We start from the raw sequence: 14,557 nt of genomic DNA on the forward strand, positions 1-14,557 counted from the left end.
GGTGGCTTACCGTGAAGGATGAGCTGTACCCGTCTATGTTTTGGGATAGTGAAGAGATTCGCCATTGTCGTGTGCAGGTGCAGAAGCCGTGGAGCAGGGAGGAATTTTGGTCGTACTACTTCACACGTCGCATCTCCATCTATGTGAGCTTATTGCTGACCCGAAAAACACAAATATCACCCAACGCGATTACAATGGGGGGGATTGTCGCCGGACTCCTTAGCGCTGCGGCATTTATGTACGGAACGGCGGCATCCTTTCTGCTCGGCTGCTTCTTCTGTCAGGTGTGCTACTTGGCGGATTGCGTCGACGGGGAAGTAGCCCGCATGCGCAACCAGAAGAGCAAGGGAGGAGAATGGCTGGACATCGGGCTCAACTATGCACTCTACTTGGTGTCATTCGGTGTGATATACGGCATCACGGATCATCACGCGATGTTGGACCCGTGGCTACTCTATTTGATTTTGCTCTCGATTTTTGCAGAAATTTTGGCGACCAATGGTTCCGATCTCGTTTTTATTCAAGGGAAAATCTCTCACGAAACAGTCTCTATGAGAAAGCGCAGCAAATGGATCGATGCTTTTGTCTTCCTTTTTCTTACCCAAACGGGCTATCAGTTGGGCGTGTTGGTTACCGCATTTCTGTGGGCAATCAGCGGTCAGATGCTATTTCTGCTCCTATGGACCTTCTACCACCTGTTCGTCGGGCTGGCCAGATCGATGTACAAGCTGAAGCTGAACATCAAATACGTCATGCCATCTCTGAAAGAAGGAGGGGAGTCGGATGAAGGCACTGCTCATGGCAGCAGGTCTCGGGTCACGAATCAACGAGCAAATTGACGGAATTCCCAAGTGTACAGTGGATATCGGAAGCCAAGCGCTCATTGAAAATACGATAGCGGAGTTAAGGCGCCACGGAATTGAAGAGATCGCGATGGTGGTGGGCTATCAAGCTAACGTGATAACCGAGTTACTCAGAGATGAACCTATTCGTTTTTATCACAATCCTTTTTACGATCGGACGAATAGTATGGTGTCCCTCTGGTTCGCCCGCGAGTTTTTGCAAGGAAGCGACTGCTTGCTGTTGAACGCTGACGTTTACTTTGAATCGAAGGTGCTGGAAGTCGTGTTGCAAGAGACCCCGTGTCCCGTCATGTTTGCTGATCCAGTCCGTTGCTATGAGGGAGATTATAAATTTGGCTATGAAAACGGACTGCTGCTTCGCCATGGGAAGGAGCTCTCGCTGGAAGAGACAACTGGCGAATACGTTGGAATTGCCAAACTTCAAGAGAGTTTTCTGCCGATATTTTTGCGTCGATTACAAAGGTTGATTCAGGAGAAACAGTATCATTTGTGGTGGGAAAATGTCCTCTATTCTTTTTTGGGCGAAAGGAATGTGTATGTCGCACAAATACCACCGGGGTTGTTTTGGGCAGAGGTTGATACGTGGGAGGATTATCGGCGAATCCTGCAATTCACCAACCATCTGGCGCACAGGTAAATGATGATCAAGGAGAAGCTCTCACCGGACAAGATCCTACTTTTGCTATATGTAGTGTTCAAGCCCTTCTACTTCTTCCCAAGTGGCAATCCGCAAATCGCCGATTTTATTATGCTCATCTTGATCGCCTACAGCTTCTTGTTTCGCCTGGGTCGCATCAACCACAGACTCGGACTTTTTCTCTTCTTTACCCTTCTGTTTTTGTACGACATTATGATGGTGAATGGCATATGGGCGATTGCACTCGGCGGGGAAATGGATGTATTCAGCTCGACCAAGTGGTATTTGTACAACGGAGCCGTGATGATTGCCCTGGTTATTTTGTTCAGGCGCAACCCTCAAGAGTACGTCAAATGGGTCTTCCTGGCTACGTCCACTTCCTTGCTCATTCAGGCATTCATTCTCGTGTCAGGACTGTCACCGGATAGCGACGAGTTCAGGCAATCGTTGTTCTTCAACAATCCGAACCAGCTCGGCTATTTTGGACTTTTGTGCATGGGGATATGCCTGCTGTGTGCTCGCTTCGTATCTGTGAAGACCATTCCTCTCTTTATTGCGATTGGCACGGCGTTCAGTATCATTGCAGCGTCTTTGTCGAAAGCAGCGATCATTAGTGCGGTAGGGATGTACCTCGTTTTTTTGCTCCTCTCCATCAAAGAACGAACGGGCTTGTTTTGGATGAATCTGCTTTGTGTGCTCGTCTCGTCCTTCACTGTCTTCTTCATCTATTTGTACACCAACGAAAACGTATTGAGCGATGCATCTATTTACACACAAATCGAAGAGCGAATGGTATCCCTCGGGGAAGATTCGGATGACAATTTGGCGGCGCGGGGCTATGACCGGATTGCTAACCATCCGGAGTACATTTTATTCGGAGCTGGGGAAGGGATGTACGATCGATTTAACAGCAGCATTTCATTGGAACTCCATTCGACCTTAGCCAATCTATTCTTCTCCTACGGTGTAGTGGGTACGGTGTTGTTTATTCTCTTGATTTATGGGGCGGTCCGTGGGCATCGATTGGTTGCCTGGTATCCAATTGTCTTCCAAATTTTGTACGGACTCACTCATAACGGAATTCGCGAAACGTTTTTCTGGATCATGCTCGCGCTGTATTTCGTGACAGCCGAAATCAATACGCGTCAGATCAAAAATGGCGGTGATCTGCTTGAAAAAAATCTTGCAAGTATGCGCAATTGACCGCTCTGTAGAAAGCTTGCTGTTTCCCCTGATTGAAAAGCTGATGGGTGAAGGCTACGAGGTGCATACTGCGTGTTCGGATACGGGGCGCTTTGATGCACTAACAGCAAAGGGATTAACGCTCAGAAGTATCCCCATTAAGCGAAAGATCGACCCGATTTCCAATTTGGCAACGATTGGGGCATTGTATCGGCTGATGAAAAGGGAGAAGTATGATGTCGTGCATGTCCATACGCCGATTGCCGCTGTTCTCGGGCGCGTGGCAGCAAGGCTGGCAGGAGTGCCGCATGTCATTTACACAGCGCACGGCTACTTCTTTCATGAGGGCATGAGCAAAAGTACGTATCAGATGTACTACACGCTGGAAAAATGGTTTGCCCGGCATATGACTGACTATCTTTTACTTCAGAGTCGAGAGGATTACGAGTTGAGCGTGAAGGATAGCTTCTCCTCCCAGACGGAGCGGATCATGCACATTGGCAACGGCGTTGATCTCACAGAACGCTTTCACCCGCGATATATAACGAGAGAAAAGGTCCAGTCTATCAAGTCCTCTCTCGGGCTGCGGGATGATCATGTGGTGATCACCTATGTAGGACGTATGGTCTCGGAGAAAGGGATTTTTGAGCTGTTGGAAGCCTTTCGCAAGCTGGCGGGTGAATTTCCGCGCCTGCGTCTCTTGTTGGTGGGGGATGTGTCTTCCAGTGAACGCGATCAGCGAGGTCAAGACTTCGTAGGGCTTTGCCGTCAGCATCCGCAAATCATTTTGGCTGGATTCCGCACAGACATCCCGGAGCTGATGGCCGCCAGCGATATATTTGTTCTTCCCTCTCATCGAGAAGGACTGCCTCGATCCATCATTGAGGCGATGGCGATGGCGAAACCGATCGTCGCCACGAATATCCGTGGATGTCGGGAAGAAGTCAGGGACGGTGTCAACGGATTTTTAGTAGAACCGAAACAAGTGTGTCCCTTGTATGCAGCCTTAAAAAAGCTCGTCGTTGATTCCAGACTCAGAGAAGCATTCGGGCAGAATAGCCGCTGCATTGCGGTTGAGCACTTCGATGAGCGAACAGTCCTTGCGAAACAGGCAGCGCTTTTTGCCCAACTGACTGGTCAGCAACGAGAAGAAAGAGGGCAGGAGAAAGGAGGCAGCGGAGAAGATTGGACAAGACGGGAGCATTCGTCATTTCCCTAGACTTTGAACTTTACTGGGGCGTCCGAGACAAGAGAACCATTCAGTCATATGAGCAAAATTTGTTAGGTGTTCGTCAAGTGATCCCCGCACTTTTGGAGCTGTTTGCCAAGTATGAAATGCATGTCACCTGGGCTACTGTCGGTTTTTTGTTTTGTGAGTCGCGCAAAGAGCTAGCAGGCGTCATCCCACGGCATCTCCCGGCGTATTCCGATGATAAGCTGTCACCCTATCCCTATTTGGAAACAGATGCGATCGGTGAACATGAGCAGGTCGATCCGTATCACTTTGCTCCTTCCTTGATCAAGTTGATATCCTCTTATCCGCATCAGTTCATCGGAAGCCACACTCTTTCCCACTATTATTGTCTAGAGCCAGGACAGACTCCCAAAGCTTTTGCTGCTGACCTTGATTCTTTTCAGAGAGTGACTCGCAAAAAAGGGTACTCATCTTCCAGCATCGTTTTTCCGCGAAATCAGGTGCAGCCTGCCTATTTATCTTTGTGCAAGAAAAAGGGGTTCCGTTCCTATCGCGGCAACGAGCAGTCTTGGATGTATCACACAAGAGGGGCTGCCGAAGAGACATTGTTCAAACGAGCCATGCGACTGATGGATGCGTATGTAAATCTCTCCGGTCATAACAACTATGAATCATTGCAGCGTAGTCCAGAGGGAATGGTCGATGTTCCATCCAGTCGGTTTTTGCGTCCTTATTCTCCGCGCCTACAGAGGTTGGAAAAATGGCGCATGAATAGAATCAAATGCGACCTGACTCATACGGCGGAGCACAAGCGCTTGTACCATCTGTGGTGGCATCCGGAGAACTTTGGGAGTCACATCGAAGAGAATCTGTCCTTTTTGGAGGAAATCCTCCAGCATTACGCCATGTTGCGCGAGAGGTACGGCATGCAGAGCCTCAGCATGGAGGAAGCGGCAGCGAAGTGGAATCAACAGGAGGTGCGGCATGAAGTCCTTGTTTGATCGTTGCGTTTCCTTCCTGATGCTCGTCATTCTGTCCCCCCTGATTTTGTTAGTGAGTCTGCTCATCCGCTGGAAGCTGGGCTCTCCGGTTTTGTTTGTACAAGAGCGACCAGGTTTGCACGGAAAACCATTTTTCATCTATAAATTTCGCACGATGACCAATGAACGCGATGAGAGTGGAGAGCTTCTCTCTGACGAGCAGCGACTGGGATCATTCGGAACGCTTTTGCGCAAGTATAGCTTGGATGAACTGCCGCAACTATGGAACGTGCTTCGTGGTGAAATGAGCCTCGTAGGACCGAGACCGCTACTGATGGAGTACCTACCCCTGTACACGACGCGGCAGTTGAAGCGACACGACGTAAAGCCGGGGATTACAGGCTGGGCACAGGTCAATGGGAGAAATGCGATTGACTGGGAGCAAAAGTTCGAGTTGGACGTCTGGTATGTAGAAAATGGCAGCTTTTTTCTGGATATGCGGATCATCGGTCTGACAATCAAACGCGTTTTTCAATCGACAGGCATAAATCAGCAGGGCAGCGTCACGGTAGCAGACTTCAGAGGGAGTGAAAACACAGAGCGCGCTGGGAGGGGAGCATGTGAGCCTGATCGTACTTTCGGAACTGGATGATTGGACCGAATATTTGCGACGGTTTTTAAAATTAGACGTGTCCTACACGAAAGAATACGTACAGCTGTATGCCAAAATGGAGCAGGGCACGCCAGAAGCTGTTTTTTTCAAGAGTGGGGAGAACGAGGTTTTCTACCCGTATTTGGTCAGACGTCTGGATGCGTGGATTCCTGGCTATGCCGATTTAGTTTCGATTGGATACGGAGGGCCATTCGTCGTGGGGGGACAGACGGCTGCTCGATTGTTCCAGGAGCAATTCCACGTCTACTGTCGGTACAAAAACTACCTGACGGAAACAGTTCGCTTTCATCCGCTGCTGGGAAATGCGGAATTGTTCGCGGGTCAAATGCGACTGGATCTGGTGAGGATGGTAACGGCGGTCGATTTGCGCCCCACACTTGCATACATTCGTGCCCACTATACACAAAATGTCGGACGAAATATGAGAAAGGCCGCAGCAAATGACGTCCGGGTTACATTGGGCGGAACCGATTGGCTTCCTTCTTTTATCCAGCTGCATCGGGAGACGATGGACCGCAATCAAGCCGAGGCGATCTACTACTATGCTCCGGAGTTTTTTTTAGGACTCATGAAAAAAACAACACTGTGCAAGCCGCGGCTTCTGTTTGCTATGCATGAGGATCGGCCGGTGGCGGGAGTGCTTTTGCTCAGCGGAAATCAATTCGCCCATTATCAGCTAGGGGCATCACATACCGAAGACATGGCGCTTGGCATCAACCACCTCCTCTTCGACGCCATGATCCAACAGGCAAAGCTGGATGGAGCGGAGCTGCTTCTCCTTGGAGGAGGAAATCTGGATGGAGATGGCTTGTTCCGTTTCAAGTCCTCGTTTGCAAATGGCAATCATTTTGCTTATTGGATGGGTAAGAAAGTTCACGATGAGGAAGTGTATTTGGCTTTGTGCCAAAAACTACAGGTCGATCAGGCTGGCGAGCAAGATTTTTTTCCTGCCTATCGCAATGGGGGGACTTCGAAATGAGTGTGCAGCAGCGGATCTTTTTATCACCGCCACATTTGGGGGAGGATGAGCGGGACTTGGTGGCAAACGCCTTTGCCTCCAATTGGATCGCTCCGTTGGGGGAACACGTCGATGCTTTTGAACGAGAGATTGCCCAGTATGTGGGCGTAAAAGCTGCACTGGCATTGTCCTCTGGTACGGCTGCTATTCATCTCGGGCTTAGGCTAGCAGGCGTCGCTCCGGGTGATACGGTATTTTGCTCCAGCCTCACCTTCGTCGCCAGTGCCAATCCGATTCTGTACCAGGGAGCAACTCCGGTATTTATTGATTCCGAGGATGAGTCTTGGAATATGTCGCCGCAGGCATTAGAGCGAGCCTTGCAGGAGGCGGCAGCCGCGGACAAGTTGCCCAAGGCGGTCGTCATCGTTAATTTATATGGGCAGAGCGCAGATATGGGGCCTTTGATTGCGCTTTGTGAGCAGTATGGGGTGTGCGTGGTGGAAGATGCCGCGGAATCGTTAGGGGCTGTATATAAAGGGAGAATGAGCGGTGTCTTTGGTCATGTTGGGACCTTTTCATTTAATGGCAATAAAATCATGACGACTTCAGGTGGTGGAATGCTCGTCTCCGATGACGTTGAGGCGATCGAAAAAGCGCGCTTCTGGTCGACGCAGGCGAAGGAGCCAGCCAGGCATTATCAGCATGAAGAGATGGGCTACAACTATCGGTTGAGCAACATACTGGCGGCAATTGGCCGGGGGCAACTGCGCGTTTTGGAGGAGCGAATCGAGGCAAGGCGAGGGATTTACAAGCGTTATGAACAAGCCCTCGGACAATTGTCTGGTATTTCGTTCATGCCAGAGCCGGCGACAGGTCGATCCACACGATGGCTGACGGTGATGACACTGAATCCAGCGGACACAACCCTCTCTGCTGCACAACTGATCGATGCATTGGGCAAAGAAAATATCGAAGCCCGTCCCGTATGGAAGCCGATGCATCTGCAACCGTTGTTCGCGCAGTGCCAATACTATCCGCACCAACCTGATGTGAGTGTATCCGATCGGCTATTTTCCGAAGGTGTTTGCTTGCCGTCCGGTTCCAGCTTGACCGCTGAACAGCAGGAGCGAGTCATCGGTGTTATCACGAACTGCCTCCTGAACCAGGAACAGGGGGTGCGCCATGTATAGTTATGAGCAGCTGGAAAAATGGCGTAGTCTCTGCTCGTCTTCTTTTTACGTACTGGACACAGTGAAGCTTTCTGAGAACTATCGTCGCTTCCAACGGGCTTTTACTCGACGCTATGAGCATGTGGTCGTCGCGTATTCGTATAAGACCAATTACTTGCCGTTTTTATGCCAAAAGCTGCATCAGTTAGGTGCCCATGCGGAAGTCGTCTCTCGACTGGAGTACGAATTGGCACGGAAGCTCGGCGTCGATCCTGCGTCCATCATTTTTAACGGCCCGCTCAAGACGGAAGAGGACATTCACCTTGCCCTGGAGCAGGGGAGCCTGATCAATTTGGATTCTTTTTCGGAAATTCCGTGGGTGGTGGCCTACGCCAAGCAGTATCCCGAGAAGACGTTTCGGATTGGGCTACGGATTAATGTGGATTTGGCCAGGGGTGGAGTGAGTCCTCTGCAAAATGGGTACGAAGTCAGCCGATTTGGTTTTTGCATCGAAAACGGCAATTTGGAAAAAGCCCTGAGCCAATTGACTGTCGCCCCGAATGTGCATGTAGTCGGGTTGCATGGACACTTTTCCACCAATCGCAGTGTGGGTGTGTATCGCCAAATTACGCGCCATCTATGCCGTTTGGGGAAGCAGCTTCTGGGCGAGCGGCTTGCTTTTATTGATATGGGAGGCGGATTCTATGGCGAGCTCCCGACCTCGTTCGGGATGACGGCTGCACCAACCTTTGAGGAGTACGCCGAAGCGATCACGTCAGTTATGAAGGAGGAGCTGGCTGAGCTGGATCATGCGCCGTTGCTGATTTTGGAGCCAGGTATATCACTCGTGGCAGATGCCCTTGATTTCGTTTGCCAAGTCATCGATGTAAAAGAAAACAGAGGAGAGCGGTTTGTTCTCGTGGATGGAAGCATTCACAATGTCAAGCCGACGATGCACGCGCACCTCTTGCCAGCCCGACTTGTGTGCAACCGCAAGTCAGTTCCCGAAGCGAGCTATCATGTTGTTGGGTATACGTGCATGGAAAAAGATTACTTGCTGCAAGGCTACACGGGGCCTTTGCCTGATATTGGGGATTATTTTGTCTTCGGACACGTAGGGGCGTATACGCTTGTCTTTAATCCACCTTTTATTCGGGAGAGGCCGCCGGTTCTCGCCATCGACGGACAAGAAGTGGTCATTGTCAGGGGAAAAGAGACTCTCCAACAATTCATTCCCGAATCCGTTTATCGTTTTCACGTTGACAAGCAGGGGGTCGTGAACTGAATGAACGTACTTGTGACCAGTGTAGGCAGGCGAGTCAAGCTGCTCCACTATTTTGTACGCGAATGGGGTGACACTGGCAAAATCATCGCAGTCGACTGCGATCCGACGGCCCCAGCCCTGTACGCTGCCCATTATCATGAGCAGGTGCCGCGTATCGATGATCCTGGTTACCTCGATGCCGTGCTACATATTTGCCAACGGTACGAGATCAAGGCAATCCTCTCGTTAATTGACCCTGAGCTGACACTGTTGGCTGCGCATGCAGATCGGTTCTACATGCAGGGCATCGAGGTGATCGTGTCCAGCCGGGATGTAATCGAGATGTGCTTGGATAAGATGGCAACGTATGATTTTTTGTCCGCGCACCAGATTCCCGCCATTCCCACCTTTACAAAAATGGACGAGGTACAAGCAGCGCTTTCAGCAGGGCAGATTACGTATCCATTGATCGTCAAGCCACGGTATGGAAGTGCCAGTTTGGGCATCACACGTGTGGAGAATGAGCAAGAATGGTCCGTGCTCATGGAAAATACGGAGGATGTCGTCATTCAACCATTCTTACAGGCAGAGGAGTACGGAGTGGATGGCTATGTGGATCTGATCTCGGGGGAGCTGGTGACACTTTTCACCCGCAAAAAGCTGCGAATGCGGGCAGGGGAAACGGATCGCTCCCTTGCGGTAAAAGATCCGCTTCTGCTGTCACTAGCGAAGGAACTCATACGTGTCCTAGAGCCGCGTGGGCCAATTGACATCGATTGTTTTTTAGTAGGGGATCAGTACGTTGTGTCGGAGATCAATCCCCGTTTTGGCGGCGGATATCCGCATGCTCACGAAAGCGGAGTGAACATCGTGCGTGCGCTTCTCCAAAACATAAAGGGTCTGGTGAATGTGCCAAAAATGGGGGAGTACAAGGAAGGAAGCATCATGATGAAATACGATGAGGTCATGCTCCTGGAGTGAAGGGAAAAAATTCCTTCCAGGAGCGGGAATGGGCAGGGAAGCTAAAAACAAGACAAAGACTGCATACCTGCCCCATATTGTATAATGCCTGTTCTATTACTGAAATGTGCTACAATTGTAGTTGAGCGTCCAAGTGATGCCTACTTAATCAAAGTGCAGGAGTGTTACAGACTATGATCATCCAGTTCATTCGCCTTCGGTAATGTGAGGTACAGATCAACGTAATCCCGCATTTTTGAAAATGCTTGGGGTTTATTTGACTGTGCCTTTTTTCATTCACCGAAATACGAATGAATGGGGTGCTTTTTGTTATGTCTACAGCTATCTCCCAGCATGTGGAGATTTTTCGTTGTCCAATTTGCCAGGCGGCTATGCGCAACGTTCCTGCAACCAGCTTAGTATGCAACAATCATCATTGCTTTGATTTATCCAAGCACGGCTATGTTCACTTGGCTGCACGAACCTACAAAACAAAGTACGACAAGCAAATGTTTGCAGCGAGAAGGGCGATAATGGAGCAAGGGTTTTTTGATCCATTGTATAACGTGTTAAGCGAAGTCATCCTGCAAGCGACAGAACCTGAGGAAAGCCAGAGGTACGTACTGGATGCAGGATGTGGCGAAGGCTATCATCTGTCGCAAGTTAGGCAGAGAGTGATGCAAACAAGTGAAGTCCCATTTATCGGAGTGGGTGTCGATCTCGCCAAAGAGGGAGTTATGCTCGCAGCGAAGAGCGATCCAGAAGTAGTTTGGTGCGTTGGCGATTTGACGAAGGCGCCGTTTGCGGACAGACAGTTTCCGTACATTTTTAATCTGTTATCTCCATCCAATTCGGATGAGTTTCATAGACTCCTGGCTGATGATGGACGGATGATCAAAGTCATTCCCGAGGCCAACTATTTGCGAGAACTACGAGAAGTCTTGTATCAAGAGACACCGAAAACAAAATATGCGAATCATCGTACGATCGATCACTTCAAAGCCAGCTTCCAGCTAATCGGCAAAGAACGGATTCAGTATCAGTTCCGCCTGGAGGAAGGGAGTCTTTCTTCCCTGCTCCAGATGACTCCGTTGGCCTGGGGGGCGACACCTAAGCAGTTGGAACGGGTGTCTGACTTGGCAGGAGTGGACATGACGATAGATTTGGTTGTGTTGATTGGCAGGAAATAACGTAGCGACTGTCCTGAGTGGGGAAAATCCGTTCTGGACGGTCGTTTTCTTTTGTTTGACAGCGATCCTAATTTTATTGAAAATGAGTATGAATAGTCAGAAAAATTCCAGAGGGATAGTATGGGCGCGGATCAGGATGAGGCTTCCTTTTGGCGTGTTCCTTGCAGAAGGCTCCAACAGAGAACAATGCTTGGATCGATCATTGCAAGAAAGGAAAGGCGAATGATCATCCCGTCATGTTTGACGAAGCGATCTATCTGCATCAGTTCACTGTATCCGATGCGTTTGTGCAGATAGAGGTGTTCGAGCAATTTTTGGATGCCTCTCGTGCGGGGGGATGCCTATGCGATTTGTCAAACATACCTGCGCCTTTCCGAACAGGGAGTGCGCATGGAAAAGGTTTGGGTAGCAGGCGATCGCCTGTTCTTTTCGGTTCGTGACCCGGATGGACACTTGCTGCATTTTTTTCAGAGATGGTAGAGGTACCCGTTTCTTTTTGTTGGTTTCTTTCGTTCATGAGGGTGAAAGTACATATTTGAAATAAAGGAGCGAATACAAATGAGTATCCATGTGCGTAATTTTGCGGTTGTACAGTTGCCTGTCAAAAACTTGGAGGTATCCATAAAGTGGTATCGGGATGTGCTCGGCATTCCGTTTACTTTCGAATTTTCACCTGGAGACAATGAGGCTTGGTTGAACGTAGGCGGAGTAGGTCTCGGACTCATCCGCTGTCCGGAAGTTCCGCGTCTGGACTTTCCTGATATGGCGGGACAAGCCCAGCCGATCATCTCCTTGCAGGTAGATCAAATCCATGAGGTTTATGAGGAGTTGAAAAGCAAAGGAATTGAAGTAAGTGAAATGACGTACAAACGAGGCGGAGGCTACAGTTTTAGATTTCGTGATCCGGATGGGCATTTGAACCACCTCTGGGGTGGATGGCCTTCTGCTGAGGATGAGGAGAGAAACGCATAGAGGTACCCGTCTCTATAAATGCCACCTTTGAATAAAGTGTTCCATGCAAAAAACGCGGAAGGGGCTGCTCAATGCTAGCTCCTCTCGCGTTTTTGATAGGCCCGTTAAGAACCGTACTTTTGACGGATGCCACTACCAAAACAACTAGGCTTGCTCCTGAAGTGGCATCCAAAACCATTTTCCCTTTTACCGTACAGCACTTGTACGTCATTACTACTTCAAGTTCTGAAGGTCTACAGCTTTTTCGCTCATCAGGTAGGAAACAATCTCCTCCTCATTGGACACTTCGTCCATAAACGTGACTTTGAAACAAATGTCATTTTCTCTCCAGAAATAGGAGATGAGAGTTGGATCCTCTGCTTTGCTCGACTCACCGAAACGCTTGTATTTCTCCGTTTTGAACACTTCGTTTCCAGAGATTTCCAGCTTGTTTACCTTAACTATGTTCTTATCGTCCATACCGAGGTGAAAGGCTACATTTCCATTCCTTTTCATATCTTCGTATATTTTCGTGTCTTTGATTTGATCAAATGTGATTCTATTTTCCCCGCTCAACCTTTTGTTTTTCTCAGCAACATCGTAGTAAATCCCAAGGTACATGGTCGTATAATCTTCCTCATTTGCCGGCATGCTGAAATTTACTTTTGAGCTTATATCTGCTGCTGTACCTTTGAACTGTCCTGGCAGCTCCAAAGGAAATTTAGGAGTAAACCCTATTGCTTTTGAGCCATGCTGCACATCTTCCGTATCATATAAGCCCATGACGTAACTGGAATAGCCTACATAGCTTTCTTTCATCGTTTGATCCGGGTATTTCACATACGAGATCATTTTCACAATGTCTTCTTGAGGATCGCTAGCGAAACTACTAAGGTTATACTGTATTCCGTTATCTTGCCATAGATAGTAAACGTAGTTAATGTCGTTTTTTTCAGTGGAGTATTGGCTAATAAAAGTAACTTTCCTTACATCTAGCCCTTGGACTTTCAAATTTTGCTCCTCTATTTTTTGTTCCCCATATCCATTTTTTTGTTCATCCACGATTATTTTGTAAGCCGCCTCCAATCCATTTAGTCCGCTACTTGCAGAAAAACGCACATTTTTAGATGATGGACCTTTTTTGCGAAATTCAATATAAACGTGAGTTTCTTTATTGGTCCGCAACTTTTTCTGATCGATATACATCCCTCTAAACTCATAGTTCATAGCAAGTACATCAGGAACTTTAAAGGCAAAACCAGTTGTCTGTATTCCTTTTGACAAACGGTCGTATGTTCGCTCATCCGAGTCAAACAAAAATCTAGCCTCTTGCTCTGTATTAGCCTTGTCGGAAGCGACTGCCTTGACGGTACTCTCTACCTTCACCGCGGCATTCGTAAGGGTCACCGAACTCATCAAAGCTACGCACAAAACGGCAGCAACGGAAAGCTTGTAAGATCCTGCTTTAAAGCTTTTTATCATCTGAATTCTCCTTATCATTTGATTCTTGTTATTTGCTTCGTTAAAGTGAAGCAAGTGAAGCTGCTGGCGATTGGTAGAAAAACGCTGCAAAAATTGAATAATGGTCATCCCGTAGGGCACAGACTCAGCTTCACCCAAAACGTTCAACACATAAGCGTCACACGCAAGCTCCCGGTCGGCCTTCATCTGTTTTACACACAACCAAACAAAAGGGTTCATCCAGTGAATGGCCAGTGCAAGTAGACTCAGCAGGTTCCACGCGATGTCTTTTCTTTTGTAGTGGGCAAGCTCGTGGGAGAAGACGTGGGTAAGCTGAGAGGCGTTCGATTCCTTGCATATCTCTTCGGGACAGTAAATCCATGGATGGATCAACCCGGAGATATGCGGGCTTTTTCTATAACTTCCTGAATAGATAGGGATTGGTTTTGTGATGCCAAATCTTTTTCGGCAATCATCTAGGATGGAAATGACTTGCGGGTCGGTTGCGATTTTGAGGCTGCTCATTTTGCTTCTGGTCCGCAACATGTAGGCACACATAAATCCAAGCAGGGAAATACAGCCCATAAGCCAGACGATGGCTGCTATTTTTACGCCAAGGGTGTGATTGTCCTCGATAGGGTCTGGATCGATTTTGATTGGGTGGGATATGGAGGGATCCAGAAGTTTTTGATTTTCTGGCTGTTTTGTCTTATCATTTTGAGGTGAGTTTGTTTGTTTGCTGTTTTGCTCTATCTCTTTTTGTGATGCGTCATTCGCAACAGGGGAGTGGGGGGAAACAGCATTTTTTATGCTGTCTACACCTAGTTGCCAGATATTGAGGATGCTTACCGGACTGTTAGGGAGAAAAGGGAACAGAAGCCGTATTAACACAATCAGCCAAAGCGCGTGGTGAAGCCGAGCGCTTATTCGGTGATGAAAGATTTTCTTGATGGCTATCACCATTAAAGCGACGAGGCTAGCTCCAATAGTGGCATCAAAAACCCATAAAAAAATATCACATAGCATATCCATGCTTTCTACCTCTTTACAGTAAGATCTGCTGCTTTGTCATTT

14 protein-coding genes are annotated in these 14,557 nt (G+C 48.5%); 13 read left to right on the plus strand and 1 reads right to left on the minus strand.

Annotation, left to right across the window (positions count from 1 at the left end):
* The first annotated feature begins 11 nt into the window (after positions 1 to 11).
* The 13 genes from ACQ5DJ_RS16905 to ACQ5DJ_RS16965 all read left to right on the plus strand — a co-directional run bounded on the left by ACQ5DJ_RS16905 (position 12) and on the right by ACQ5DJ_RS16965 (position 12,043).
* A complete protein-coding gene (locus ACQ5DJ_RS16905) occupies positions 12 to 839 on the plus strand; it encodes a CDP-alcohol phosphatidyltransferase family protein (protein WP_429843501.1) in 828 nt (275 codons plus the stop codon).
* Positions 784 to 1,500 (plus strand): NTP transferase domain-containing protein, encoded by a 717-nt coding sequence (locus ACQ5DJ_RS16910; RefSeq protein ID WP_429843502.1) that lies wholly within the window; start codon positions 784 to 786, stop codon positions 1,498 to 1,500. Before ACQ5DJ_RS16905 ends, ACQ5DJ_RS16910 begins: the two co-directional genes overlap by 56 nt.
* On the plus strand, positions 1,501 to 2,703 hold the full coding sequence (locus tag ACQ5DJ_RS16915) for an O-antigen ligase family protein (RefSeq protein WP_429843503.1): 1,203 nt from the start codon (positions 1,501 to 1,503) through the stop codon (positions 2,701 to 2,703).
* Complete coding sequence (locus ACQ5DJ_RS16920) at positions 2,663 to 3,901, plus strand: glycosyltransferase family 4 protein (protein ID WP_429843546.1); 1,239 nt, start codon at positions 2,663 to 2,665, stop codon at positions 3,899 to 3,901. Before ACQ5DJ_RS16915 ends, ACQ5DJ_RS16920 begins: the two co-directional genes overlap by 41 nt.
* Complete coding sequence (locus tag ACQ5DJ_RS16925) at positions 3,868 to 4,878, plus strand: polysaccharide deacetylase family protein (RefSeq protein ID WP_429843504.1); 1,011 nt, start codon at positions 3,868 to 3,870, stop codon at positions 4,876 to 4,878. The genes ACQ5DJ_RS16920 and ACQ5DJ_RS16925 overlap by 34 nt, the downstream gene beginning before the upstream one ends.
* Positions 4,862 to 5,509, plus strand: coding sequence for a sugar transferase (locus tag ACQ5DJ_RS16930; RefSeq protein ID WP_429843505.1), 648 nt, complete (start codon positions 4,862 to 4,864; stop codon positions 5,507 to 5,509). The genes ACQ5DJ_RS16925 and ACQ5DJ_RS16930 overlap by 17 nt, the downstream gene beginning before the upstream one ends.
* The gene (locus ACQ5DJ_RS16935) at positions 5,478 to 6,509 is read left to right on the plus strand and encodes a GNAT family N-acetyltransferase (protein ID WP_429843506.1); all 1,032 of its coding nucleotides are present in this window, start codon (positions 5,478 to 5,480) and stop codon (positions 6,507 to 6,509) included. The genes ACQ5DJ_RS16930 and ACQ5DJ_RS16935 overlap by 32 nt, the downstream gene beginning before the upstream one ends.
* Positions 6,506 to 7,678: a DegT/DnrJ/EryC1/StrS family aminotransferase gene (locus ACQ5DJ_RS16940; protein WP_429843507.1), complete on the plus strand. Its 1,173-nt coding sequence runs from the start codon at positions 6,506 to 6,508 to the stop codon at positions 7,676 to 7,678. The genes ACQ5DJ_RS16935 and ACQ5DJ_RS16940 overlap by 4 nt, the downstream gene beginning before the upstream one ends.
* A complete protein-coding gene (locus ACQ5DJ_RS16945) occupies positions 7,671 to 8,942 on the plus strand; it encodes a diaminopimelate decarboxylase (RefSeq protein WP_429843508.1) in 1,272 nt (423 codons plus the stop codon). The genes ACQ5DJ_RS16940 and ACQ5DJ_RS16945 overlap by 8 nt, the downstream gene beginning before the upstream one ends.
* The gene (locus ACQ5DJ_RS16950) at positions 8,943 to 9,902 is read left to right on the plus strand and encodes an ATP-grasp domain-containing protein (protein ID WP_429843509.1); all 960 of its coding nucleotides are present in this window, start codon (positions 8,943 to 8,945) and stop codon (positions 9,900 to 9,902) included.
* 311 nt (positions 9,903 to 10,213) lie between these two features.
* The gene (locus ACQ5DJ_RS16955) at positions 10,214 to 11,071 is read left to right on the plus strand and encodes a putative RNA methyltransferase (protein WP_429843510.1); all 858 of its coding nucleotides are present in this window, start codon (positions 10,214 to 10,216) and stop codon (positions 11,069 to 11,071) included.
* Between the two features lie 149 nt (positions 11,072 to 11,220).
* The gene (locus ACQ5DJ_RS16960; RefSeq protein ID WP_429843511.1) at positions 11,221 to 11,511 is read left to right on the plus strand and encodes a hypothetical protein; all 291 of its coding nucleotides are present in this window, start codon (positions 11,221 to 11,223) and stop codon (positions 11,509 to 11,511) included.
* A 118-nt stretch (positions 11,512 to 11,629) separates the two neighbouring features.
* A complete protein-coding gene (locus tag ACQ5DJ_RS16965) occupies positions 11,630 to 12,043 on the plus strand; it encodes a VOC family protein (RefSeq protein WP_429843512.1) in 414 nt (137 codons plus the stop codon).
* A gap of 213 nt (positions 12,044 to 12,256) precedes the next feature.
* Here the strand turns inward: ACQ5DJ_RS16965 and ACQ5DJ_RS16970 are convergent, their stop codons facing one another.
* On the minus strand, positions 12,257 to 14,515 hold the full coding sequence (locus ACQ5DJ_RS16970; protein ID WP_429843513.1) for a M56 family metallopeptidase: 2,259 nt from the start codon (positions 14,513 to 14,515) through the stop codon (positions 12,257 to 12,259).
* Positions 14,516 to 14,557: the final 42 nt, after the last annotated feature.

Origin of the sequence: Brevibacillus sp. FIR094 (assembly GCF_050477165.1) — a bacterium.
In the GTDB taxonomy this organism is placed as follows: Bacteria; Bacillota; Bacilli; order Brevibacillales; family Brevibacillaceae; genus Brevibacillus.

Bases quoted from the DNA above. Each gene is read 5' to 3' on its own strand.
- ACQ5DJ_RS16930 (WP_429843505.1), top strand. From the start codon at position 4,862: ATGAAGTCCTTGTTTGATCGTTGCGTTTCCTTCCTGATGCTCGTCATT.
- ACQ5DJ_RS16940 (WP_429843507.1), top strand. From the start codon at position 6,506: ATGAGTGTGCAGCAGCGGATCTTTTTATCACCGCCACATTTGGGGGAG.
- ACQ5DJ_RS16915 (WP_429843503.1), top strand. From the start codon at position 1,501: ATGATGATCAAGGAGAAGCTCTCACCGGACAAGATCCTACTTTTGCTA.
- ACQ5DJ_RS16910 (WP_429843502.1), top strand. From the start codon at position 784: ATGAAGGCACTGCTCATGGCAGCAGGTCTCGGGTCACGAATCAACGAG.
- ACQ5DJ_RS16970 (WP_429843513.1), bottom strand. From the start codon at position 14,515: ATGGATATGCTATGTGATATTTTTTTATGGGTTTTTGATGCCACTATT.
- ACQ5DJ_RS16955 (WP_429843510.1), top strand. From the start codon at position 10,214: ATGTCTACAGCTATCTCCCAGCATGTGGAGATTTTTCGTTGTCCAATT.
- ACQ5DJ_RS16945 (WP_429843508.1), top strand. From the start codon at position 7,671: ATGTATAGTTATGAGCAGCTGGAAAAATGGCGTAGTCTCTGCTCGTCT.
- ACQ5DJ_RS16965 (WP_429843512.1), top strand. From the start codon at position 11,630: ATGAGTATCCATGTGCGTAATTTTGCGGTTGTACAGTTGCCTGTCAAA.
- ACQ5DJ_RS16950 (WP_429843509.1), top strand. From the start codon at position 8,943: ATGAACGTACTTGTGACCAGTGTAGGCAGGCGAGTCAAGCTGCTCCAC.